The organism is Pseudoalteromonas sp. SANK 73390, assembly GCF_054966645.1.
Window position 1 is genome coordinate 26,643 of record NZ_ARPN01000207.1, and the last position, 23,077, is coordinate 49,719.

Below are 23,077 nucleotides of genomic sequence, written 5' to 3' on the forward strand. Positions count from 1 at the left end.
AATGAATCGTTGATTTTTAGTTTATTTATAAATATTCTTTAGCCTGTCTGTTTTTAAAGCAGTAACTGTAATTTTTTCATGCATTGACAACGTTGACATTTTCTTATTGTTTTAACACCTGCACTTCGTTGTTAACAGACTGTATATTTAGCTATGAAAAAATCTCCCCAACAATAAAAGGATAAGGGTGTGATAGATGGTGATGATTTAAAAGCCATGCGAGTCAATGCGGGGATATCTCAAGACGCGATGGCAAAAAAGCTTAAGTGTGACAGAAAAACCGTTATTAACTACGAATTAGGTGTGAGTGATATTCGTTCAAAACAGCTTTTTTTGTGGTTTTTATATTGTAAGATAGACGCAGGGTCGTTATTAAACGAAATAAAACAGATCCGCGATATCACCAACAGTAAAGAAAAACCCAACTTACAGGATGAAGAACCATGAACAAATTAAGCCTACACCATGTATTTAGTTCTATGAATTTATTCATTTCATCTAACAATAAGCGAAACAAAATTGCTCGTGAACTAAATGCTGATTGCTGTGCTTTTATAGTAGGTGGTGGAACAGCGAATAAACCACCTAGAGTTACACAGGCAGTTATTTCTGTACCAATCCCCACTTTAGATGATTTTCAAGGATAGAACATGAAACTCTCCAACTTAATTTTACTGACTATTGCTTCTATAGCATTTTTTTATATTCAGCTATGGGAAGATCGCATTGTTACACCTTTATATTTATCTTTATTAGGTTTTTCTACTCTATACGGGGTATACACAAAAAATATAAATATGGCCCATATCGCAGGATTCATATTCACTTTTACAGGAGTTAGCCACATAATTTTTGAAACTGGGTTAATTAATGAAGCTACACCTGAAGACAATCAGTTATTACAGGGCACTCTGATTTACGGAGTTCAGTTGCTAATAAGCCTTTTAATCGCCATAGTTCTCATTTTTAGAGTGCAAGTCTCTCGTGCATTATCTAAGTCAAACAACATTAAGTTAACTCACTTTGATGGCGTTTTTCATTGGATTTTTATTTACATGGCAACGGTTAACCTTTTAGCATTATTAGAAAACATAGCTTGGTCCTACTTTGAATTTAAATCTTGGACCCTCATTTACGATAACTTTGAAGGACTTATCTATATTGCATGGGCACTTTGCTGTGGTGCTTTGCTGACCATGATGATTGTTGAAGCTAAGTCGAATCGCTCGGATGAAGCGAACGCGCTTTAACAACACTTTTCATTTCACAATGTGTGACATTTAAAAATACTGGCTGGCAGTTAGATTGCCAGCCGAAGTCCATTCTAATCACTTTTTAATCCCACACTAACTTAGGCTCTCATCCCTTTTAAACCCGCTTCCACAAATTAATTGGATTATTTTCTACCGTGTGGAGATTTTTTCACATACTTATAACCATAATGCTAACTCACCGTAACGAATTGAGAGAGCACTATGGATGGCGCAAGTCTATTAAATGGCGTTAATGCCACAATTAAACCTGTTAATGGCTTTAAAGATACTTATGTATATCATAAGGATAAGCAGACTGTTTATATTAAACATGTATTTGCCAATAAAATCACTAAACGACTAAAGCCAAATATGACAGCACAAGATATTGACCTAATACGCCAACTTGATGCACTGCATCTGCGCTGCTATGTATTGGTGCATATTAACAGCTATAACAGTAAGCAATACGATTTAGCGCTCTTTTTAGATGATTATGAAGCAATACAAGGGGTATCTAACGAACTCGTTAAGCAAAGAGCTATGCCCATCAATAATGCCGTTAACTTGATCAACACGATTTTGCTCTAAGGAAACGACGATGAAACACAACACTGCTCGCAGAAAAACCCTTGTTACGCAATTTAAAAACGAGTTACAAACCATGATACGCAAGCTCAGAAAAGAACATGGCCTCACACAAAAACAACTTGCGACTTTGCTCGGTGTCGATCAAGCCACCATCAGCAACTTTGAAAGCGGCAAAACAGTGATGAACTTAGTCCAAGCCTACGAAATATATTTGATGTTTGGACGTAATCTTACCAGCTTACCAGCCTCTTCTACTGCTGCCGAACTTGCCCCCGCAGTAAATTCCTCCCACACATGCAACCTAGAGCGTACATCTCGTTAAATTAATTATTTCATTTTAATTATCTTTAGGGGCTGTTGAGCAGGGACAGTTCCAGCTGGTAGCTTGATGTAAACATAAATGGAGCCCCAATCGGCGTAGTAAAAACCGATGTCGAAGTATTTTAACATCAGCTCAGAAGGCTCAGCCTTTAAGTCACTGTAGGTGTAATACACTTGGAAGGACGTAGCAGAGATGTCGGCACAGCTGAAATAGCTCTGAGTATTTGCCCTGCTTATTATCTAAATACCCATCCAGAAGCTCGAATTTATAGTACTGATATTCCCTCACGATCACTCTTTATCAGTTAATGCTGAATTGAAAAGTTTGCTTTTATAAAGGCTGAACTTGCACCACTCTTGCGACCGGCTTAGCATTATAGATCATGACCTTCCTCAGAAAGACGACTGGCGTATGCTTGTACGCAGCCCTCTTCCTGATTAGTCTCAGAGTTGAGCCTATTTCGTCATTGTGAGCTTGTTTTAGAGTCTCATCATCTTAAACGAGTGGCACGTCTTCAAGTCGCGGCTTTTTCTTATCAATTTAAACAAAACTCTACTTGTTAAGGCTACTCAAGTTCAGGCTCATCACCAGTCGATACTGAGGCCTTACTTTCAATGTCATACTCATCCACACGCTGTAAGCCTCTTGGTAACTTGTTACCTCTGCGGCCTCGCTCACCATAGTAATGTTCTAAATCACTGGGCTTAAGGGTTAGTTTTCGCTTACCAGCATGTAGTGTGACTGAGCTTCCCTCTGGGATACAAGCCAGTACTTTTACAAACTCTTCTCGGGCTTGCACTTTGGCACTTGGGATAGAAATAATTTTATTACCTTTACCTTTACCCAGTTTTGGTAAATCACGTAACGGGAATAACAACATACGGCCTTCATTAGAAATGGCCATACACATATCGGTTGCTACATCATTAACTGTGATAGGTGCCATCAACTCAGCCCCTTTTGGTACACTCACCAGTGCTTTACCATTTTTGTTTTTACTCACTAAATCGTTAAATTCAGTGATAAAACCATAACCCCCATCGGTGGCCATTAAGTACATGGTTTTTTCTTCACCCATAACCACATGCTCAAAAGTGCTACCGGTGGCCATGTTAAAGCGCCCTGTCATAGGCTCACCTTGGCTTCTTGCCGACGGTAAGCTATGCGCTTCAGTAGCAAAAGCGCGGCCTGAGGTATCTAAAAATACCGCAGGTTGATTGCTCTTACCTTTGGCTGACGCTTTATAACTATCGCCCGAGCGATAGTTTAACCCTTGGGCATCAATATCGTGGCCTTTGGCTACGCGTGCCCAACCTTTATCAGAAAGCACCACCGTAACAGCCTCTGATGGGATCAAGTCTTTTTCACTTAAAGCTTTGGCTTCTGAGCGCTCAATCACCGGCGAGCGGCGCTCGTCACCGTACAGCTCAGCGGCTTCTTGAATTTCTTTTTTCATGAGCGTCGACATGCGGCGATCTGAGCCCAATGTTAACTCTAACTTGTCACGTTCTGCGCTTAGCTCATCTTGCTCACCACGAATTTTTACTTCTTCGAGTTTTGCTAAATGACGCAGTTTTAAATCTAATATGGCCTCAGCTTGTTTATCAGATAAGTCAAAACGTGCTATCAAGACTTCTTTAGGTTTATCTTGGGTACGAATAATATCAATAACTTCGTCAATATTTAAAAAGGCAGCCATTAAGCCTTCTAAAATATGCAAGCGAGCCAGCACTTTATCAAGTCGATATTGTAATCGACGACGAACTGTTTCACGGCGGAAAATTAGCCACTCAGATAAAATTTGCAGTAAATCTTTAACCTGAGGTCGGCCATCTAAGCCAATCATATTTAAATTAACACGGTAGCTTTTTTCTAAATCAGTAGTGGCAAATAAATGCGCCATTAAAGGCTCTAGCTTCACACGATTTGAGCGCGGTATGATAACAATACGGGTTGGGTTTTCGTGATCTGACTCATCTCGTAAATCCGCTACCATAGGCAACTTTTTAGCGGTCATTTGCGCGGCTATTTGTTCAAGCACTTTGCCACCAGAGCATTGATGCGGCAACGCAGTGATCACAATATCACCTTGCTCTTCGCTATACACGGCGCGCATTTTAATTGACCCACGTCCCGTGGTATAAATCTTTTTAATATCTGATTTAGCAGTAATTATTTCAGCATCGGTTGGGTAATCCGGTGCGTGTACTATATCCAACAACTCTTCTAACGTCGTTTTTGGTTTATCAAGCAAGGTGCAACATGCACTCGCCAACTCTTTCACATTATGAGGGGGAATGTCGGTTGCCATACCAACTGCAATACCGGTAACACCATTGAGTAAAATATGTGGCAAACGTGATGGCAGCACCTTTGGTTCATCCATAGTGCCATCAAAGTTAGGGGTCCAATCGACAGTGCCCTGCCCTAATTCTTTTAATAATATTTCAGAGAATTTTGATAAACGCGCTTCGGTATAACGCATTGCAGCAAACGATTTAGGGTCATCTGCCGCACCCCAGTTACCTTGCCCATCAACTAATGGGTAGCGGTATGAGAACGGCTGCGCCATCAGTACCATGGCTTCGTAACAGGCGCTATCGCCATGTGGGTGGTATTTACCTAACACATCACCCACGGTACGGGCTGATTTTTTATATTTTGCTGCAGCCGATAACCCCAGCTCACTCATGGCATACACGATACGACGCTGCACAGGCTTTAAACCATCACCAATGTGAGGTAAAGCACGGTCCATGATCACATACATAGAATAATTCAAATAGGCATCTTCGGTAAAACGCCCCATCGTTTGTTGTTCAATCCCCTGTAAAGACAAGGTTTGAGGATCAGTCATGTAACACCCTATTTTTTGTTATAGCGAACGCGATAAATCGCGTTAGCAAAATCATCCGACACCAGCAGACTGCCATCAGCAAGCTCTGCAAACGCAACAGGACGACCCAAGGTTTGTTCTTTATCTAAAAAGCCGGTTATAAACGGCTCGTAGGCGGTAATTTCGCCTTCTTTGATAGTGGCCATCATCACACGATAGCCCACTTTAGTGCTGCGGTTCCAAGAGCCATGCTCTGCCACCAGCAGCTTATTGTGCATATTTTTAGCAAACTGCTTAGCACGGTAAAAATGTATACCCAACGGTGCTACATGAGCCTGTAAAGCCAGTTTTGGCGCTGTATATTTTTGCATGTCTGCCAAGGTTTTATCTTTACCATACTCAGGGTCTAACACACTGCCGCCATGCACGTACGGAAACCCAAAATGTTCACCATTCAAGCTTACACGGTTTATTTCATCAGGTGGAATATCATCCCCCATCATGTCACGACCATTATCACTGAACCATAAAGCGCCACTTTGTGGGTTAATGTCAAAACCTACAGAGTTTCGTACGCCCTGCGCGATTGTTGTTAACTGTTTGGTTTGTAAATTAAGTGAAAAAATCCGGCCAAACTGCGCATCTTCAGCACACACATTACAAGGCACACCAACAGGAATTAACAACTCACCTTCATCATTAAAGCGGATAAACTTCCAGCCATGATGACGCTCACTAGGCAGCTTATCAAACACCACTTCATAATTTGGTTTTGATAATTGTTTATCTATGTTTTTAAATCGAATGATGCGATGAACTTCGCCAACGTACAAGTCGCCATCTTTTAGTGCTAACCCTGAAGGCATATTTAGCCCTTGAGCGAGTACTATTTTTCTATCCGCAATACCGTCTTGATTATTGTCAATCAGTGCGTATACATTACCGGCTCTGCGCGAACCGGCGTATACCACACCTGATTTAGACACTGCTAACTGTCTGGCATTTTCTACATTTTTAGCAAAGTAGTTTATCTCATACCCTGCTGGTAAATTTAACCGCTTCAGCTGCTCATCAGCTTGGCTAAAAGTAGCGCATACCAACCCAGTTGCAAGTAGTATATGGCGAAGCATGCGCTATACCTCTACTTGCGCTTTATCGCCGTGATTTTCAAGCCATTCTTTACGATCACCCGAGCGCTTTTTAGCCAATAACATATCCATCATTTCCATCGTCTGCTGTGGCTCTTCCAGCGTTAATTGAACCAATCGCCGAGTGTTAGGATCCATCGTGGTTTCGCGCAGCTGTAATGGGTTCATTTCACCCAATCCTTTGAAGCGCTGAACATTAACCTTGCCACGCTTTTTCTCGGCTTCGATTCTGGCAAGTACGCCTTTTTTCTCATCTTCATCTAAGGCGTAATACACATCTTTACCCACATCTATTCTAAACAGCGGTGGCATGGCCACATAAACATGGCCTTGCTTGACCAAAGTTGGGAAATGGCGCACAAACAAGGCACACAACAAGGTAGCAATGTGCAGTCCATCCGAGTCGGCATCCGCCAGAATACAAATTTTGCCATAGCGTAATCCCGACAAATCGTCAGAATCAGGGTCAATACCCAGTGCAACTGAAATATCATGTACTTCTTGAGAGGCAAGTATTTGTCCTGACTCAACTTCCCACGTATTCAAGATTTTACCTCTGAGCGGCATAATCGCTTGAAACTCACGATCTCGCGCCTGCTTGGCAGAGCCTCCTGCAGAGTCACCTTCTACTAAAAACAATTCTGAGCGTTCAGTTTCAGTGCCAGAGCAATCAGTGAGTTTACCCGGTAATGCGGGACCAGAAGTCACTTTTTTACGCACTACTTTTTTAGCTGCACGCAAGCGCTTTTGCGCGTTACTAATACATAGTTCAGCCAGTAACTCAGCTGTATCTGTGTGTTCATTTAGCCACAAGCTAAACGCATCTTTAACGATACCAGATACAAATGTGGCACAAGAGCGAGACGAGAGCTTTTCTTTGGTTTGCCCAGCAAACTGCGGGTCTTGCATTTTGACTGATAAAACATAGCTACACTTATCCCAAATATCCTCAGGAGTTAACTTAACCCCTCTTGGTAATAAGTTACGAAATTCACAAAACTCTCGCATAGCCTCAAGCAAACCTTGCCTCAAACCATTAACATGAGTACCACCTTGCGCTGTTGGAATAAGGTTAACGTAGCTTTCGGTAATTGATTCACCACCTTCTGGTAACCAATGCAGTGCCCAATCAACACCTTCTGTAGAGCCACTAAAACTGCCAGTAAATGGGCTTTTTGGTAGTACTTCGTAACCCGCACAGCTATCTTTTAAATAATCTTCTAGCCCAGCTTCATAATGCCACTCTTGGGTTTCTTTGGTTTGTTTGTTCACAAAGCGAATTTTTAACCCAGGACACAATACCGCTTTAGCTTTTAATACATGATTTAGTTTCGCTAAAGAGAAATTAGCTGAGTCGAAATAACTGGCGTCGGGCCAAAAGTGTACTGATGTTCCGGTATTACGCTTACCTACCGTTCCGATAACTTTAAGGTCTTGTACTTTATCGCCATGCTCAAATGCCATTTCGTACACTTGGGCGTCACGCTTAACCGTGATCTCAACACGTTTAGATAAGGCATTTACCACTGAGATCCCCACACCATGCAATCCACCTGAGAATTGGTAGTTTTTATTGGAGAACTTTCCGCCGGCATGGAGCTTTGTAAGAATAAGTTCTACACCAGGCAGGCCTTCTTCAGGGTGAATATCGACCGGCATACCACGGCCATCGTCAATCACTTCTAATGAGTTATCTTCATGTAAAATAACATCAATTTTGGTTGCATGACCTGCGAGCGCCTCATCCACACTGTTATCAATAACCTCTTGACCTAGGTGGTTGGGCCGTGTGGTGTCAGTGTACATGCCGGGACGACGTTTTACCGGTTCAAGACCATTTAAAACCTCAATGGCTTCGGCGTTATAGTTTTGCTCGCTCATAGATGGATTCTTTTTATTTAATTCGTTCTGTTTTACGTGATTTTAAGAAAATTGACAACCGTGTCAAAGTAACGTTGAAAGTCCATAAAACGATGATCACCAGCAAACTCTATTCGTTGCTGGCATGATTGATAATACTGCAGCGCATGCTGATAAGGCAGGACTTCATCCCCCATTTGCTGCAACAGCATCAATAGTTCTGGTTTTGTTAAGTCAGCTACATACAATTGTCGAAGTGCATGTATGTGCTCTTGCCCCAATTGATAATGTATCTTCTGATACGGATTATACTGTGCTCCTAAATAATCCGCCAATAATTCAAAAGGTCGAACAGCTGGATTGACCACCACCGCGGGTACATTATGCTGTTGTGACAAGTATGTCGCATAAAACCCACCCAAAGAGCTACCCACTAACACGGTTCGCTCATCAATAATTGATTCTAACTGAATAATTGCAACACGAGGGTCAAAATGTAGCCTAGGCGTTATGTAGTCACACCTAAATGATTGCGCTTTTAACCAAGCACCAAATTGTTGTGCCTTGGCTGACAACTCAGAACTATTGAAACCATGAATGTAAATTACCCGTTTAACCATACCACCTCAGTGCTAAATGTATCATCCTCAATGGTGATCAGCCGCCAAGCTGGGCCTAAATCTTGCTGCTGCCACAGTGCTGTGCCTTTGGTAAACTGGATAGAAGTGGCAGGCGTTGCAAAAATATCCAGCTCTCGAAAGCGTAAGTGGTATTCATTGTGAACATGACCATGTATTAACGCCATTACGCACTCACTCTCAACAAGAATATTTAAAAGCTGAGGCCCATTTTCCAGCATATGCTTGTCTAAATAACCATCAATAGGCACAGGGTGGTGGTGGCAAAATACCAAAGTTTTACTCGCTGAATTGTTTAGCGCTTGTATTACATCTGCTAAATGCGGCTCATCGCACCAACCCGCAGGGGTTGGGCCTTTAGAGTTGAGCAATAAAATATCAATAGCATCGGTATACAAACGTTTGGCTGTTTGAATTTGACCTTGACTCATGTGCTCCAGCATATCTAATTCGTCATGATTGCCCGGTAGCCAAAAAACCGGACAAGTTAAATCAGACTCACTCACCAGCGTCGCAAATAAAGTGTATGAAGCAATGGTATGGTCTTGAGTAAGGTCGCCACCAAATACAACCGCATCAAGTTGTTGCAGCGCTAATTGCGATAAAACGGCGCGTAAATTATCTGCGGTATTTACGTCAAAATAAAGCCCTTTGCGGTGTGCAAATAGGTGGCTATCGGTAATATGAGCGAGCTTAAGGTGGCTTTTCTCAAAATAGTGCGCCTGCTTAAACCAAGCCATTATTTACATCCCAATTGAGTGGCACTTTACCACTTTCGAGGCAAGCCATGAACCAATCAGCTAAAAATGCATTAATTTGATACTTTTCATCTTTTTGATGCATGTTTGGATTAGGGTAGCGATAAGAGGGCTTAATGCGCTGATGGTAATCATGATGTATCACTTCAGCGACTTTAGCATCGTGATATAAACGAACCGCAAGATGCAAACTTGGAAAAAACACACTACTACTTGAGGTTTGCCTAATAACAATGTCTGTGGTGTATTTGGCACACTCTTGCACTTCAATAACATAATGTACATTTGCCAGCTCAATTGCTCTTTGCGCACCGTGCTCTTCTGGTGGTAACAGTTTAAGCGCACGTAGATAATTACGCTCGCACAAAGTAATATACTTAGGTAAGGACTGCACATAATCACGTACTATCGCAATATCACTCAAAGTTACACCTCAACTTTTTAACCTATCTAACCAACCAGCACTTTTGCTTTATTAAGTGCTAGCCATTGTAAACTAATCACGGTAGCTGCGTTATCAATTTCGCCACTTTGCAACCGCTCTATTGCTTCACTATAGGGTATCACATGACTTTTAATATCTTCACCTTCACTTTCTAAACCATACACCCCACCAGCCTCTGATAAGTCCGCAATGGCCAGATATAAGTAAAGGCGTTCAGTAGTACCTCCAGGACTTGATAAATACGAGGTCATAAAGTGTAGCTCATTTAATTCAAGTCCAGCCTCTTCTTGTGCTTCTTTACGTGCAACATCTTCATATTGCTCACTTCCCTCAGCCATACCTGCTATACATTCTAATAACCAAGGAGATGCTTTACTCGCCATCGCACCAATACGTATTTGCTCAATCAATAACACAGAATCTGTCACAGGGTCATAAGGCAATACGGCAACAGCATGGCCTCGCTCTAAAATTTCTCGGCTGATGGTTTGTGACATACCGCCTGAAAACAAGGCGTGACGAAACTGATACAATTGTATTTCAAAAAAGCCATTGAATATGCTTTTAACTGATTCCAACTTCACGTCTTGCTTATCAAAGCATGCGATTGATGACATAACTAGATCCTATTTTTTTACACTGGGGGTTTAAATTGTAATCAACTACCCCCATTATGTTGATTCTCATTATTTTTAGCCATTTATTACCAAATAAAGGCTTGTATTATATTCTGTTACATTTGTTGATACTGTTTTACGTTTAAACTTTTTCGTTCTGAAAAAAAACAAGGTAACATGCGTTTAATACAAAAAGTTGTCTAAGGACTGAACGAACGATGAAAAAAAGCATATTATCTCTGTTAGTTGGCCTATCATGCGCCCTAACATCTAATCTGTCGCACGCCGAAGATTTACTTCAAGTATACGACATTGCAACAGCAAACGATCCAACAGTACTCAATGCCAAAGCACAAGCGGATGCACAAAAATTTGCAAAAGAGCAAGCCTTAGGAGTCCTGTTACCGCAGCTCGGTTTTGAAGCTGGTTACAATCAAGTTGATAGTGACTTCGCGCCTAACTCTCAAACTGATGCAACTGGTTACACAATGATGAGCGGCTTTGAAGACACTTTTAGCCGAAGCATTGCATTACAACAAACCATCTTCAATATGACTTCATGGCAAAATTTAGACATTGCTAAAAAACAAGCAATGCAAGCCATGACCCAATATGAGCTAACACAGCAGGAACTTGTTGTACGTATTGCTCAAGGATACTTTGATGTACTCAGTGCATTAGACAACTTAGAGTTCGTGCAAGCAGAAAAACGCGCTATTGAACGCCAACTTGAACAAACTAGACAACGCTATGAAGTAGGCTTAACTGCAATCACTGATGTACACGAAGCAAAAGCTCAGTTTGACCGTGCAGTGGCAAATGAAATAGTCTCCAAAAATGATGTAGAAACCGCTCGTGAGTTACTACGTACCATCACAGGTAAATACCACAGTAAACTGGATTCATTAAATACCGAAACGTTCTCAACTGTTTCGCCAAATAAGCAAGCCAATGACTTTGTGACAATTGCCAAAGATAAGAATCTTTCTCTGGCACTGGCTAAAGCAAGTTTAGATATTGCTGAAGATCAAATTGAGCTAGCTAAAGCTGGTCATTATCCAACACTCAACCTAAATGCGTCTTATAGTGACTCTCTCACTGACTCAGACGGTAGTTTACATCGCCCAAGAGGTGATAGAACCAGTGTTGGTTTAACACTGAATGTACCTATTTACTCAGGTGGTACCACCATGGCAGCTACTGAGCAGGCTCGCGCCCTTTATGTGGGTGCTAGCCAAGATTTAGAAGCAAGCATGCGTGAAGTGACACGCTCGGTTATTACCTCATACAACCAAGTGATGTCTAATGTAGCCACTTACCGTGCGTTAGAGCAAGCCGTTGTCTCTGCAGAGAGCGCATTACAAGCTACTGAAGCTGGCTTTGAAGTAGGTACTCGTACAATAGTTGACGTATTAGTTAGCACGCAAAACTTATATAATGCTAAGCGTAACTTAGCGAACCTGCGTTATCAGTATGTGTTGTCATCTCTGCGCTTAAAGCAAGCAACTGGCACATTATCACGTAGCGATTTAGTAGCAATTAACAAAGGCTTGATCCAAGGCTAACCTTGCCTTTTACTCCTTTTTAAAAGCCGACATTATGTCGGCTTTTGTATTTTAAGGCCGTTGTAGATAAACTAACGCCACCTTGCAGTAAGAGATAATATTCGTGGTAACAACCCCAACATTTAAATGGTCGTTTTTAACCCCCCGCTATTGGTTAACTTGGATTGGTGTACTTTTTATGTATCTCATATCTTGGTTGCCACAACGTGCCCAGTTCTTTTTGGGTAAACAGCTAGGTCGCCTTGTGCATAAATTTGTTAAAAAACGCCGCCATATTGCTCAAGTCAATATCGCTTTGTGTTTTCCTCACCTTAGTAAACAACAACAAGCCGATATGGTTTTAAAAAATATGGAAAATACCGGTATTGCAACACTTGAGACCGGTATGGCTTGGTGGTGGCCTCAATGGCGTATCAATAGAGTGTTAGGGTCGATTGAAGGATTTGAACTAATTGAAGAAATTCAACACCAAGGCAAAGGGGTGTTATTGCTAGTACCACATATGCTGCACTTGGAGATGTTAAGCCGCGTATTAGGTATCAAACAACAGGGGATTGGCTTTTACAGACCGCATAACAACCCATTAATGGAATACTTTATGACCAAAGGTCGATTACGCTCCAATGAAACGTTAATCTCTAAGCGTGATGTGAAAGGATTGATACAAGCACTTAAAAATAAAAAAATGTGTTATTACTTACCCGACCAAGATTATGGTCGTAATCGCTGTGAGTTTACCTCATTTTTTGCAGTCCCAGATGCAGCATCAACAACTGGTACGTTACTATTTTCATCTAGCAAAAATTGTGAAACACTAAGCCTAAGTGGTATAAGAGATAAACATGGGAAGTACCATTTAAAAATTTATCCGCCGTTAACACACTTTCCAAGTGACGATGCAAAGCAAGACGTAACGCGGGTAAATAAAACAATGGAGCAGTCAATTACATTAGCACCAGAGCAATACATGTGGCTACACAGACGTTTTAAAACTAGGCCTGATGAAAACGCACCATCTTATTACAGTTAACTATATTTATGGTAATGAAAAAAACACAAAAAATACAAGCAAAACCTCCAGTTAGGCGTAAAAAAGCAGCTAAGCAAATGTCTGCCGCTTGGTTTTGGATTAAACACCTATCACTGGCTGTGGTACTCATTGTATCGGCGTATCATTTTTTATTTGGTGCATTGCCAAAAATGAGTGTTAGTACCACTGCTAACGTTGCTGCACAAGGCTTTTCACAGTTTTATGAAAGCTTTAGAAACAGTAAATCGAGCAAAGATACCGAACGTGCTAAGTATGTTATTGAACTAGGTAACCCTTCATTTGGTATTGACGCGGCATTAAAAGATAGAGAAAGAGCCGTAAAAGCGTCAAACCAACGCTGGACAGGCGAAGAGCAACCAAGGCGCTTTGAATCAGGTGATACGCTAAAAAGTGTGCTTGCTGATTACGCACGAAAAGAAGACATTGAATTATTTTGGTACTTAGATAAAGACTATGTGGTAAAGCACAACTTTCGTGTAGACAGTAACTTTTTATCAGCACTATATCAGGTTGGTCGAGCCATAAACGACGACTTTGAATATGAAATTTACACGTTTTTTTGCCATCGTCAGCGCGCTGCGGTCATAACAGAAAAACCGACTCGTTTTGTACGCGATAACTGCCGCAGGCTAACAAACTAGTATGTGGCCGGTGGTGGTAAGCGTATTCCACCACCACTCACCCAATCAGTTATTTAATACCAATATTTCATTAAAAATTTGCGTAACTTGATTAATCATTACGTTTAATTGCTCATCTCTGGCGGTACATTTACCTTGGCTATTTAGGCTTTGATTATGATATCGCTCGCGAAAAAAACAGTACGCATCGATCAGTATCGTTTGCTCTTTTTCACTCAAAATACCCAGTTTATGTGCACATGCTAAAATACGTACATTATCTGTATATGTTGAGATTTCAGGGTGATTGTGCGCATTGTTTAATACAAAATATTGAGCAAGAAATTCAATATCTGTCATTCCTCCTTGACCTTGTTTTAAATCAAATAATACGTCTGTATCTTGACTTAGGTGAGCACGCATTTTTTCACGCATCGTCACCACATCTTCTAGGAGTTTTTCACGAGCTCTTGCTTGGTGTAAAACACACGTTCGGATCTCATCAAAACGCGCTTTCATACTTGACTCTCCAAGCACTAACCTGGCTCTGACCAAAGCTTGATGCTCCCAAGTCCAAGCTTGCTGTAACTGATATTGATAAAAGCTTTCTAAGTTGATGGCTAAAAGTCCGGAGTTACCCTCAGGGCGCAAACGCGTATCCAGCTCATACAAAATCCCCGAGGCTGTACGAGTATTAAATAAGTGCATTAAACGCTGTGCGAGCTTTAAGTAAAACTGTCTTGATGTAATCGACTTTTCACCCTCAGTGTAACTATCACCATCACTATTGTGCACAAACACAAGATCAAGATCAGAGTCATATCCCAGTTCCCACCCACCTGTTTTCCCATAGGCAATAACAGCAAAACCCTTTGTATCTTCATGGCAGTGCTGTGGTTGTCCATATCGTAAAATCATTTGCTGCCATGCAAGATTAACCGACTGCTCAATAATGGCCTCAGCTAATGCTGTTAAGTGATCACTTACTTGCATAATATTGAGAACACCTGTGGCATCTGCAGCCGCAATACGTAACTGGTGCGTTTGTTTGAATTGGCGCAATGCTTCCATTTGCTGTTCTAAATCATGTTGTTCAATACGTAAAAAATATTGTCGTATCTCGAGTTTATAAGCTTGTAAAGGCAAAGGTTTATACAAAGCAGCGGGGTCTAATAACTCATCTAATAAGATAGGGTATTTAGCGATATGTTCTGCAATCCACAGGCTATGAGCGCTCAGAGAAATCAGCTGTTTTAATGCACCTTGGTTTTCATACAATAGTTCTAAATAAGCAGTCCGAGAAACGATTGTTGCGATAATATTCAAAACACTCGTCAGCACATTACCACTCAAACTTTGTTCTGCCGCTTGATGCAACAAACAGGGTAATAGCTTATCCAAAATATCGGCTCCACGGGCACCCACTTGTTTTTTCTTTAGGGCGTTGATAAAGCTTTTAAGTGCGCTTTGCCATGGCTGTATTTGTGATTCAGTTACTTTACCAGCTAATTGCTCAGTATCTCCTTCAAGCCATACATAAGTAAACGCGTCATCAAATTCAGAGTCTTCTTGCGGCTCATCACCAATTACATGAGTAAATTCATCACGAACACTCAGCATCACTTTTTGCAGTACCTCTAAACATTGCTCATAGCCTTTACAATCCATAAGCACTATTAATCGCGCTTGAGAAATCGCATTGTCAGGTAAAGTTTGAGTTTGCTGATCGTCAAACGCTTGTAAATATTGCTCTATTTTTCTTAAAAACAGATAGTGCTCACGCAACGAATCAACGACATCATGGGGGATCACTTCTAATGTATCTAATTGTTTTAAGGCATTGACTATTGAGGGTGTTTGTAACGAAGTGTCTCTACCACCTCGGATCATTTGTAAAGCTTGCACAATGAACTCAACCTCCCGAATACCACCAGCCCCCAACTTAATGTTATTCACAAGTCCTTTTCGTCTGACCTCTTGCGCTATCATATGCTTCATTTTTCTCAGCGACTCAATCACTGAAAAATCAATATAGCGACGATATACAAACGGGCGCAACATGCTATAGAACGTCTGCCAATGTTCTGACTGCTTACCCAGTAAGCGCGCTTTTAACATTGCATAACGCTCCCATTCACGGCCTTGGTCTTGATAGTAATCTTCCATGGCAGATAAGCTCATTACCAAAGGGCCACTCTCACCGAAAGGACGCAAGCGCATATCCACACGAAATACCTGACCATCAACGGTTACTTGATCAAGTGCAGCAATCAGTTTTTGCGCAACTTTAGTATAAAATATTTGCGCTTCAACGCTTTTACGACCACCTTGTGTGGGCACATTACACGGGTAGCAAAAAATCAAGTCAATGTCAGATGAAAAGTTTAACTCCCCACCGCCAAGCTTTCCCATACCAATTACTAGCATAGGCAGTGGTTTACCAAATTCATCTATAGGCGTGCCACATTGCTTTATCGTTTGTGCAAAAGCCCATTTATTCGCAGCATCGATCAAAACCTCAGAAAGCTTAGATATATAAGTAATACTGTCGGCAATATCATTACCTGCGACTAAATCCAGCCACATCACTTTGAGCCAAAAACGCTGCCGATACTTTCTTAGCAAGCTAAAGCACTGCCTATCATCTAATGTGCTTAGCTCTTCGGGTAATGGATTGGGGAATTCACGACTTTGCATTTGCTGTGCATCAAGCAACCACTCACCTAGATTTGGCTCTTTTTGTAATATTCTAAATGCAAAATCACTCATCGCAAGCAAGCGTGCTAAAGACGAATTTATCGTTTTATTACCATACAAATGTTGCCAGCGTACTTGTGCTAGTTGAGCCAAGTTGGCAGGTAAAGTGGCATCATGCATAAAAAATCTCCATAGCGATATGGCTCAATGAGTTGGGAGTCGTTATAGTAACAATATCTAAATTTGACCAGTAGAGCGAATATGACTTATTTGTCGTTAGCTAATATTAATTTTTTTGCTATTTTATCGAGTTTTATCGTTATTTGCCTTGTTGTTACCGTATTGCGTTTACAAGTTCAGTATCGAGCAAAACAAGCTTTGCAAGAAGAGCTAGCTAAACGCGACAATTTTGCCTTAGGCATTAGCTATGCTTGTCAAATCGCAGTCATTGCTTTCAGTGTTGCGTACTTTTTTAATGATATAAAATACAACACCGTGCGTGAGCAACCACTTCAATCAACACTGACTATCTCGCTGATCTTTGTTTTTATCTATTTTGGCCAGTACATCCACCGAAAATGGATTTTATATCAATTCAACGAAGGAGAAGAAATTTTAAAACAGAATATCTGCGCAGCACTGGTCGACTCAGGTATGCTCATTGCCAATGGTATTTTGGTATTAGGTTTATATCACTGGGTGCATCCTCAAGGTATCAGTGATTTATTGGTGGTGTGCTCAAGCTTCCTATTGTTACAAGGTATGTTTGCGCTAGACAGTAAACTCAGAGAAAGTCGCTTTGCTAAAGTGAACCAAGGAGCCTCTCTACAACAAAACTTTAGTCTCGCCAACACGTCAATTGGGATTCGATATGCAGGTAAAACAATTGGACTTGCATTGGCTATTTATGCTGGATTACATAGTGCGCCCTATCATGGCGCAATGATTGTTGAAAACCTATTTTCGGTGGTATTGCATTGCGGTTTAATGTGGGCATTACTCTATGCTGGAAGTATTGCGCTGCTGAGCTTTTCGTTGCCTAAAGTTGACATTGGTCTTGAAGTTGACCACCAAGATAATATCGGAATTGCTTGTATTGAGTTTGCAGTATTCGTATCAATAGGCTATTTACTTATTAATACGTTTTCTGTGTAGCGAGTAGTCAAAGCTACACTAGGTGAAACCATGTCTCTCAAGCTTGATAATTTTTTGTTAGTTGACAGTAATATGCAATTCAGCAGGGAATATACTGAATTTTTGAAAAAGCACTCTGCCAATGAAGAGAGCCAAATAATAGCGGCTGGTGATAACAGCCGCCATCTACTTAAAATGATGTTTGATAATTTAATTAAAGATTATTGTTATTGTGATTTTGCAAATGAAATAAGCGTATCTGAATTAGCCACCTATTTGAACGAGCATCATCAAATTTGCGGTGTTTTAATCTCAAGTGTTGATTATTATTTAGCAAACAAAGAGCAGCAGTTTATTTTTAATTCCCTTCATCTAGTGCGCTACATTCTAGTTCAACAACAAGATGGTAGCTTTGAGTATGAAAAGCTAACTGATAAAGCAAATGTAAATCACCTATCTTGTAATGGTGTATTATCAGCCGTAGGGGAAGATATAGAAGCCTCGCTGTGTAAGTTAGACTCATAAAAATAATAAAACAAAAAATACGACTAATCCTGTTTACTAGCTAGACGCTCACAGTGCAAAACTTTACTATTGCTCCATTGCTAGTTTTTGTAGGTCAGTTATGCGTATACCTCATATTTACCACCCTTTTGAATTAACTTTAAATAATCAAACCATATTAGGAGACGATGCCGCAGGTCATATTGCTCGAGTTTTGCGTATGCAAGTGGGTGAAAAAGTCTCCCTTTTTAATGGTCAAGGCGGTGAGTTTTTATGTGAAATCATTGAAATATCAAAGAAAAAAACATCAGTTCAAGTACTTGAATTTAATAACCGCGACTGTGAGTCCCCGCTTAAAATTCACCTTGGTCAAGGAATATCTCGTGGTGATAAAATGGACTTTACCATTCAAAAATCTGTTGAATTAGGCATCAGTGAGATAACGCCTTTGTTTACCAGTCGGTGTGGCGTAAAATTATCGGGCGAGCGACTTGCTAAAAAACATGCTCAATGGCAAAAAATTGCGATTGCGGCTGCCGAACAATCAGGTCGAAACACCATCACTGTGATTAACCCACCCATTGAAATAAATACCTGGTTAGCGCAACCATCAAACGAGCTAAAACTAACCCTTCATCCTCGTGCTGAACACAATATCAAAACTTTGCCAATGCCAACCACAGGTATTCGCTTTATTGTTGGTCCTGAAGGTGGATTTACCGATGAAGAAATGCAAGCTACCAACCAACAAGGCTTTATTGACGTGCGTTTAGGGCCACGAGTATTACGCACAGAAACTGCAGCGCTTACTGTTTTAAGCGCCTTACAACTGCAGTTTGGTGACTTAGCTCTTTAATTTTGACAACTCTACCCCCATAGTTAATAAAAACAGTATATAGGTGATGCATGGCTATAAAATTAGGGATCATTAGCGATCCGATCAGTGGATTTAATATCAAAAAAGATACTGGCTTTGCCATGATGATGGCAGCTCAACAAAGAGGATATGAGCTGTATTATATGGAAATGGACGACTTATTTTTATATCAAGGCTATGCTAAAGCAACAGCCGCCAAAGCAAAAGTGTTCGATGACACAAACCATTGGTACGAACTGGAAGAAAAACAAGCCATTGAACTGGCAGATCTTGACGTGATTTTAATGCGTAAAGACCCGCCTTTTGATACTGAGTATATCTATGCCACCTATATTCTTGAACGTGCTGAGCAAGCCGGTTGCTTGGTTGTCAATAAACCTCAGAGCCTACGTGATGCCAATGAAAAACTATTCACCGCTTGGTTTAGCGAACATACACCCGATACTTTAGTTACCCGTTCACAAGCGCATATACGCGAGTTTTTAGCTAACCATCAAGACATCATCCTAAAGCCTCTTGATGGCATGGGGGGGGCTTCTATTTTTAGAGTTAAACAAGATGACCCCAATATAGGTGTGATCTGTGAAACACTCACTGAACATGGACAGCGTTTTGCCATGGCACAAGAATATATCCCAGAAATAAAGCAAGGCGATAAACGTGTACTTGTAGTAGATGGTGAAGTTGTACCTTATTGCTTAGCACGGATTCCTCAAGGGGGTGAGACTCGTGGCAACCTTGCAGCAGGTGGTCGGGGTGAAGCTCGACCAATAAGTGATGACGATTTACGCATTGCACAAGCCGTGGCACCCACGTTAAAAGAAAAAGGACTGCTATTTGTGGGACTAGACATTATTGGCAACAAGCTGACTGAGATCAATGTCACAGCCCCTACTTGCGTTAAAGAAATTGAAGCCGCATACGATATTTCAATTATGGGCATGTTTTATGATGCGATAGAAGCAAAACTCACCCATACTAAATAAAACTCATTCGGGGCTGATAAATATGCAATCATTAGAGAACCATTTTTTAATCGCAATGCCCAGCTTGCAAGACCCTTTTTTCAAGCATACTGTGACTTACATTTGTGAGCACAATGAAGAAGGTGCGATGGGGTTGGTAGTTAACCACCCTATTGACGTTACTGTCGGCGAGCTATTAGACAAAATTGAAATTGATAACGACAAGAGCACCGATGCAGCAGCTGAGCATGTTTTTGCCGGAGGCCCAGTGCATACTGACAGAGGTTTTGTACTACATACGCCAAAACTGGGATATTCATCAAGCCAGGAACTGAGCTCTGATATCATGATCACAACATCAAAAGATGTACTGGCGTCATTAACTTCAAATGCTCGCCCCGACTCTTTTTTAATAACATTAGGCTACGCGGGCTGGGAACGTGGCCAACTTGAAAAAGAGTTGCTAGAAAATTCATGGCTGGTGATCGAAGCAGATCCTGCGATTATATTTAACACACCACCTGAAAAACGCTGGGAAAAAGCAGTGCAAATACTGGGTATTGACGCTGCTCAACTGAGCATCCAAGCAGGACATGCATAGACTTAGATATGACTAAAAAAGAATCGGTTCGCCTTGGCGAGCGCACTGTTATGGGGTTTGATTTTGGCACCAAAAGTATTGGTATTGCGATTGGACAAGAGCTTACTGGTACAGCAAATAGTTTGGGCGCAGTTAAAGCCAAAGACGGCATTCCTCACTGGCCAGATATCGCGGTCCATATAGAGCAATGGCAGCCAAATTTATTGGTTGTTGGTTTACCTTTAAATATGGATGGTACAAATCAGCATGTTACTTTTGCAGCGAAAAAGTTTGCTAATCGATTACACAACAATTACCGCTTACCGGTAGAAACACAAGATGAACGCCTAACCACTGCAGATGCAAAGGCAAGACTGTTTGAACAAGGAGGCTATCGTAACCTTGGAAAAGGAAATGTTGATAGTATGTCGGCAGTGATCATTTTAGAAAGCTACTTTGAAAGCTTGTGGCAATAAACGTGTTAGCATAAGGGTTTTAAAATATGAATGCTTTGTTGCTTGCAATCCAATGATGATATTTCTTTCACTATCAAAGTGTCTTTATATCTTAATTGCTGGCTCTGGCAAATGAAAGTAACGCGAGAGTAAGCAAGCTCGCTTATTAATTAACTGAGCTTAATTAGCCTGAGGTTTAAGCTCTTGCCTTTTAGACCAATCAGGCACAAACCCCGCTTGTTGATAGGCAAGTTTAACCAAGCCTTTTGATCTTAGTTTCGCCAAGCCTAACTGCAAAGCGGCAAAAGCACGTTCGCCATCAGGATGATACTTAGAGACTACAAAATGCCGGCTGCCATCAAGTAATACAACCCACTTTGGATGAGCCACCAAGTGAATGCCCTCTAGTATATATTCGTTACTTTTATTTGGCATGAGCGGCATTAGCATAAAATCAACCCACTGCATGCTAACCATACGAGCTTGCGCTACCCATTCATGCTCCAAAACATGACGCTTTAATGGCAATTTTTTTAACGTCTCCCAGTCTGTACGCCATCTTGGTGTACTAACCGCAGTCAATGTATTCAACCCGTCAAAACTTGATAAGTCTGTCATTTTACTATTTTGTGGCGAATAGTATAAACCAGCAAAATACTCACCTCGGCGTATCACTGCATCGGTGATAAAAATATGTTCTGCCAATGGTTTAGCATCCGCGAGCCAATAACTATCAAAACTAAGTAATAACTTACCCTGTTCAAGTAGTTTTGTATTACGAAAATTAACATTACCAACTTGATAATCAAATGACTTGTCAAAGCCGCCTAGTTGCAGCGCTTTTTGAACTAAAATCATATCAACCACATCACGGCGAATGTATCTGCCGCTGAAGTTGTCAATTTCCGTGACAGTTCGACCATTTAAAAAACGTTGATAATCAGCATATACATCATCGCGAATGTACATTTGAACATTATCTGTTGCACTGACAAAAAGCGGTGTAATAAGCATTACACCTAACGTGAGTGCATTATATAGATTATCTTTTATCGAGCCCATCAACCGTGACCCCTTGCAAGAACCCAGCGCCTTGTTGCTCATTATTTTGCAGTTTTATCATCAACCTTAAATCATTAGGTGAATCAGCATGATGCAATGCATCTGCATAATTAATTCGCTGTTGTTTATACAGTTCAAATAATGCTTGATCAAACGTTTGCATGCCCATTTCTTTAGACTTGCCCATCGCTTCTTTAATCGACCCCACATCTCCTTTTTTAATTAACTCAGCGACCAATGGCGTGTTTAATAAAATTTCAATTGCCGCTTCTCGCCCTTCTCCTTTGGATGAAGGCACGAGCTGTTGAGCGACAATAGCCCGCAAATTCAGTGCTAAATCATATTTTAGTTTGTCATGTTTCTCTTTTGGAACAAGGTGCATAATACGGTCAATGGCTTGGTTAGCATTATTGGCATGTAAAGTAGCCACACATAAATGACCAGTTTCTGCAAAGCTCAGTGCATACTCCATGGTTTCTTGGGAGCGTATTTCACCAATTAAAATGACGTCAGGGGCTTGGCGTAAAGAGCTTTTTAGTGCTGCTTCAAAAGTTTCGGTATCGAGCCCCACTTCACGCTGAGTAATAATGCTCTTTTTATGCTCATGAACAAACTCAATAGGGTCTTCAATCGTCAGAATATGCCCACGCTGATTTCGGTTACGATACCCCAGCAACGCAGCCAATGAAGTTGACTTACCAGTTCCAGTGCCACCTACAAATAACAGCAACCCTCTTTTGGCCATAATAACATCAGTTAATACTGACGGTAGACCAAGCTCTTGTACATCTGGGATTGCTGTGATGATCCGACGTATGACCATGCCCGCACAATCACGTTGCCAAAAAGCTGAGACACGAAATCGACCAACATCAGTTACTATCGCAAAGTTACATTCTTTATGTTCATGAAACTGTTGTTTTTGTTTAGGTGTCATCAGCGACTCGACCAAAGACAAAGACTTAGCAGCATTTATGGGCTCGTCATCAAGTGAGCGTAATTCACCGTCAATTTTAGCACTAATCGTTAATCCAGCAGACACAAAAAGGTCCGAAGCTTGTTTATCAACCATGAGTTGAAAATATTTATCTAGCAGCAT

The 23,077-nt window shown here is 41.0% G+C and carries 24 protein-coding genes; 14 read left to right on the top strand and 10 right to left on the bottom strand.

What is annotated here, in order from left to right; all coding sequences use genetic code 11:
* The first annotated feature begins 189 nt into the window (after positions 1-189).
* The 5 genes from SANK73390_RS22490 (at position 190) to SANK73390_RS22510 (ending at position 2,166) form a co-directional block, all read left to right on the top strand.
* On the top strand, positions 190-447 hold the full coding sequence (locus SANK73390_RS22490) for a helix-turn-helix domain-containing protein (RefSeq protein ID WP_462768534.1): 258 nt from the start codon (positions 190-192) through the stop codon (positions 445-447).
* Positions 444-647, top strand: a complete 204-nt coding sequence (locus tag SANK73390_RS22495; RefSeq protein ID WP_462768535.1) for a hypothetical protein — start codon at positions 444-446, stop codon at positions 645-647. The genes SANK73390_RS22490 and SANK73390_RS22495 overlap by 4 nt, the downstream gene beginning before the upstream one ends.
* Positions 648-650: 3 nt before the next feature.
* Entirely contained in the window at positions 651-1,250 is a 600-nt protein-coding gene (locus SANK73390_RS22500) for a hypothetical protein (protein ID WP_462768537.1), read from the top strand.
* A 225-nt stretch (positions 1,251-1,475) separates the two neighbouring features.
* Positions 1,476-1,844, top strand: a complete 369-nt coding sequence (locus SANK73390_RS22505; protein ID WP_261626197.1) for a hypothetical protein — start codon at positions 1,476-1,478, stop codon at positions 1,842-1,844.
* A 10-nt stretch (positions 1,845-1,854) separates the two neighbouring features.
* Positions 1,855-2,166 carry a helix-turn-helix transcriptional regulator gene (locus SANK73390_RS22510; RefSeq protein WP_261592050.1) on the top strand — a complete coding sequence of 104 codons (312 nt, stop codon included), beginning with the start codon at positions 1,855-1,857 and terminating at the stop codon, positions 2,164-2,166.
* Positions 2,167-2,731: 565 nt separating this feature from the next.
* On the opposite strand, the gene parC is transcribed toward SANK73390_RS22510, so the two are convergent.
* Genes parC through SANK73390_RS22545 form a run of 7 tightly spaced genes read right to left on the bottom strand, consistent with a single transcriptional unit; the run spans position 2,732 to position 10,468 of the window.
* On the bottom strand, positions 2,732-5,023 hold the full coding sequence (parC, locus tag SANK73390_RS22515) for a DNA topoisomerase IV subunit A (RefSeq protein WP_462768538.1): 2,292 nt from the start codon (positions 5,021-5,023) through the stop codon (positions 2,732-2,734).
* 8 nt (positions 5,024-5,031) lie between these two features.
* Entirely contained in the window at positions 5,032-6,132 is a 1,101-nt protein-coding gene (locus SANK73390_RS22520) for a PQQ-dependent sugar dehydrogenase (protein WP_462768539.1), read from the bottom strand.
* Between the two features lie 3 nt (positions 6,133-6,135).
* Entirely contained in the window at positions 6,136-8,031 is a 1,896-nt protein-coding gene (gene parE / locus SANK73390_RS22525; RefSeq protein WP_261626199.1) for a DNA topoisomerase IV subunit B, read from the bottom strand.
* A 32-nt stretch (positions 8,032-8,063) separates the two neighbouring features.
* Positions 8,064-8,630 carry a YqiA/YcfP family alpha/beta fold hydrolase gene (locus SANK73390_RS22530; RefSeq protein ID WP_462768540.1) on the bottom strand — a complete coding sequence of 189 codons (567 nt, stop codon included), beginning with the start codon at positions 8,628-8,630 and terminating at the stop codon, positions 8,064-8,066.
* Positions 8,615-9,388, bottom strand: a complete 774-nt coding sequence (locus SANK73390_RS22535) for a metallophosphoesterase family protein (protein WP_261592045.1) — start codon at positions 9,386-9,388, stop codon at positions 8,615-8,617. Before SANK73390_RS22535 ends, SANK73390_RS22530 begins: the two co-directional genes overlap by 16 nt.
* Entirely contained in the window at positions 9,375-9,830 is a 456-nt protein-coding gene (locus SANK73390_RS22540; RefSeq protein ID WP_462768542.1) for a DUF1249 domain-containing protein, read from the bottom strand. The genes SANK73390_RS22535 and SANK73390_RS22540 overlap by 14 nt, the downstream gene beginning before the upstream one ends.
* A 26-nt stretch (positions 9,831-9,856) precedes the next feature.
* On the bottom strand, positions 9,857-10,468 hold the full coding sequence (locus tag SANK73390_RS22545) for an NUDIX domain-containing protein (RefSeq protein WP_261592043.1): 612 nt from the start codon (positions 10,466-10,468) through the stop codon (positions 9,857-9,859).
* Between the two features lie 218 nt (positions 10,469-10,686).
* On the opposite strand from SANK73390_RS22545, the gene tolC reads away from it, so the two are divergent.
* From tolC to SANK73390_RS22560, 3 genes are all read left to right on the top strand, one after another.
* Positions 10,687-12,033 (top strand): outer membrane channel protein TolC, encoded by a 1,347-nt coding sequence (gene tolC / locus SANK73390_RS22550; protein ID WP_462768544.1) that lies wholly within the window; start codon positions 10,687-10,689, stop codon positions 12,031-12,033.
* A gap of 103 nt (positions 12,034-12,136) precedes the next feature.
* Positions 12,137-13,063 carry an LpxL/LpxP family Kdo(2)-lipid IV(A) lauroyl/palmitoleoyl acyltransferase gene (gene lpxL / locus SANK73390_RS22555; RefSeq protein WP_462768546.1) on the top strand — a complete coding sequence of 309 codons (927 nt, stop codon included), beginning with the start codon at positions 12,137-12,139 and terminating at the stop codon, positions 13,061-13,063.
* Between the two features lie 77 nt (positions 13,064-13,140).
* The gene (locus SANK73390_RS22560) at positions 13,141-13,725 is read left to right on the top strand and encodes a TcpQ domain-containing protein (RefSeq protein ID WP_462768615.1); all 585 of its coding nucleotides are present in this window, start codon (positions 13,141-13,143) and stop codon (positions 13,723-13,725) included.
* 45 nt (positions 13,726-13,770) lie between these two features.
* On the opposite strand, the gene glnE is transcribed toward SANK73390_RS22560, so the two are convergent.
* The gene (glnE, locus tag SANK73390_RS22565; RefSeq protein WP_462768547.1) at positions 13,771-16,581 is read right to left on the bottom strand and encodes a bifunctional [glutamate--ammonia ligase]-adenylyl-L-tyrosine phosphorylase/[glutamate--ammonia-ligase] adenylyltransferase; all 2,811 of its coding nucleotides are present in this window, start codon (positions 16,579-16,581) and stop codon (positions 13,771-13,773) included.
* Between the two features lie 81 nt (positions 16,582-16,662).
* Here glnE and SANK73390_RS22570 point away from each other — a divergent pair, with 81 nt between their 5' ends.
* From SANK73390_RS22570 to ruvX, 6 genes are all read left to right on the top strand, one after another.
* The gene (locus SANK73390_RS22570) at positions 16,663-17,556 is read left to right on the top strand and encodes a DUF350 domain-containing protein (protein WP_462768548.1); all 894 of its coding nucleotides are present in this window, start codon (positions 16,663-16,665) and stop codon (positions 17,554-17,556) included.
* Positions 17,557-17,586: 30 nt separating this feature from the next.
* Complete coding sequence (locus tag SANK73390_RS22575; protein WP_462768549.1) at positions 17,587-18,060, top strand: hypothetical protein; 474 nt, start codon at positions 17,587-17,589, stop codon at positions 18,058-18,060.
* Between the two features lie 100 nt (positions 18,061-18,160).
* Positions 18,161-18,895: a 16S rRNA (uracil(1498)-N(3))-methyltransferase gene (gene rsmE, locus SANK73390_RS22580; protein WP_462768551.1), complete on the top strand. Its 735-nt coding sequence runs from the start codon at positions 18,161-18,163 to the stop codon at positions 18,893-18,895.
* 50 nt (positions 18,896-18,945) lie between these two features.
* A complete protein-coding gene (gshB, locus tag SANK73390_RS22585) occupies positions 18,946-19,902 on the top strand; it encodes a glutathione synthase (protein ID WP_462768552.1) in 957 nt (318 codons plus the stop codon).
* 22 nt (positions 19,903-19,924) lie between these two features.
* Complete coding sequence (locus SANK73390_RS22590; protein WP_261592034.1) at positions 19,925-20,482, top strand: YqgE/AlgH family protein; 558 nt, start codon at positions 19,925-19,927, stop codon at positions 20,480-20,482.
* An 8-nt stretch (positions 20,483-20,490) separates the two neighbouring features.
* Positions 20,491-20,937 (top strand): Holliday junction resolvase RuvX, encoded by a 447-nt coding sequence (gene ruvX / locus SANK73390_RS22595; protein ID WP_261592033.1) that lies wholly within the window; start codon positions 20,491-20,493, stop codon positions 20,935-20,937.
* A gap of 159 nt (positions 20,938-21,096) precedes the next feature.
* On the opposite strand, the gene SANK73390_RS22600 is transcribed toward ruvX, so the two are convergent.
* Both SANK73390_RS22600 and SANK73390_RS22605 read right to left on the bottom strand, forming a co-directional pair.
* Positions 21,097-21,978, bottom strand: a complete 882-nt coding sequence (locus tag SANK73390_RS22600; protein ID WP_462768554.1) for a hypothetical protein — start codon at positions 21,976-21,978, stop codon at positions 21,097-21,099.
* A complete protein-coding gene (locus tag SANK73390_RS22605) occupies positions 21,959-23,077 on the bottom strand; it encodes a PilT/PilU family type 4a pilus ATPase (RefSeq protein ID WP_462768556.1) in 1,119 nt (372 codons plus the stop codon). Before SANK73390_RS22605 ends, SANK73390_RS22600 begins: the two co-directional genes overlap by 20 nt.

Excerpts from the sequence above, each read along its gene's own strand:
- rsmE (WP_462768551.1), top strand. The coding sequence starts at position 18,161 with ATGCGTATACCTCATATTTACCACCCTTTTGAATTAACTTTAAATAAT.
- SANK73390_RS22535 (WP_261592045.1), bottom strand. The coding sequence starts at position 9,388 with ATGGCTTGGTTTAAGCAGGCGCACTATTTTGAGAAAAGCCACCTTAAG.
- tolC (WP_462768544.1), top strand. The coding sequence starts at position 10,687 with ATGAAAAAAAGCATATTATCTCTGTTAGTTGGCCTATCATGCGCCCTA.
- SANK73390_RS22530 (WP_462768540.1), bottom strand. The coding sequence starts at position 8,630 with ATGGTTAAACGGGTAATTTACATTCATGGTTTCAATAGTTCTGAGTTG.
- SANK73390_RS22575 (WP_462768549.1), top strand. The coding sequence starts at position 17,587 with ATGTCTCTCAAGCTTGATAATTTTTTGTTAGTTGACAGTAATATGCAA.
- SANK73390_RS22545 (WP_261592043.1), bottom strand. The coding sequence starts at position 10,468 with ATGTCATCAATCGCATGCTTTGATAAGCAAGACGTGAAGTTGGAATCA.
- parE (WP_261626199.1), bottom strand. The coding sequence starts at position 8,031 with ATGAGCGAGCAAAACTATAACGCCGAAGCCATTGAGGTTTTAAATGGT.
- SANK73390_RS22570 (WP_462768548.1), top strand. The coding sequence starts at position 16,663 with ATGACTTATTTGTCGTTAGCTAATATTAATTTTTTTGCTATTTTATCG.
- SANK73390_RS22590 (WP_261592034.1), top strand. The coding sequence starts at position 19,925 with ATGCAATCATTAGAGAACCATTTTTTAATCGCAATGCCCAGCTTGCAA.
- SANK73390_RS22505 (WP_261626197.1), top strand. The coding sequence starts at position 1,476 with ATGGATGGCGCAAGTCTATTAAATGGCGTTAATGCCACAATTAAACCT.
- ruvX (WP_261592033.1), top strand. The coding sequence starts at position 20,491 with ATGACTAAAAAAGAATCGGTTCGCCTTGGCGAGCGCACTGTTATGGGG.
- glnE (WP_462768547.1), bottom strand. The coding sequence starts at position 16,581 with ATGCATGATGCCACTTTACCTGCCAACTTGGCTCAACTAGCACAAGTA.
- SANK73390_RS22495 (WP_462768535.1), top strand. The coding sequence starts at position 444 with ATGAACAAATTAAGCCTACACCATGTATTTAGTTCTATGAATTTATTC.
- SANK73390_RS22600 (WP_462768554.1), bottom strand. The coding sequence starts at position 21,978 with ATGGGCTCGATAAAAGATAATCTATATAATGCACTCACGTTAGGTGTA.
- gshB (WP_462768552.1), top strand. The coding sequence starts at position 18,946 with ATGGCTATAAAATTAGGGATCATTAGCGATCCGATCAGTGGATTTAAT.
- SANK73390_RS22560 (WP_462768615.1), top strand. The coding sequence starts at position 13,141 with ATGTCTGCCGCTTGGTTTTGGATTAAACACCTATCACTGGCTGTGGTA.
- SANK73390_RS22500 (WP_462768537.1), top strand. The coding sequence starts at position 651 with ATGAAACTCTCCAACTTAATTTTACTGACTATTGCTTCTATAGCATTT.
- SANK73390_RS22605 (WP_462768556.1), bottom strand. The coding sequence starts at position 23,077 with ATGCTGCTAGATAAATATTTTCAACTCATGGTTGATAAACAAGCTTCG.
- SANK73390_RS22510 (WP_261592050.1), top strand. The coding sequence starts at position 1,855 with ATGAAACACAACACTGCTCGCAGAAAAACCCTTGTTACGCAATTTAAA.
- SANK73390_RS22520 (WP_462768539.1), bottom strand. The coding sequence starts at position 6,132 with ATGCTTCGCCATATACTACTTGCAACTGGGTTGGTATGCGCTACTTTT.
- parC (WP_462768538.1), bottom strand. The coding sequence starts at position 5,023 with ATGACTGATCCTCAAACCTTGTCTTTACAGGGGATTGAACAACAAACG.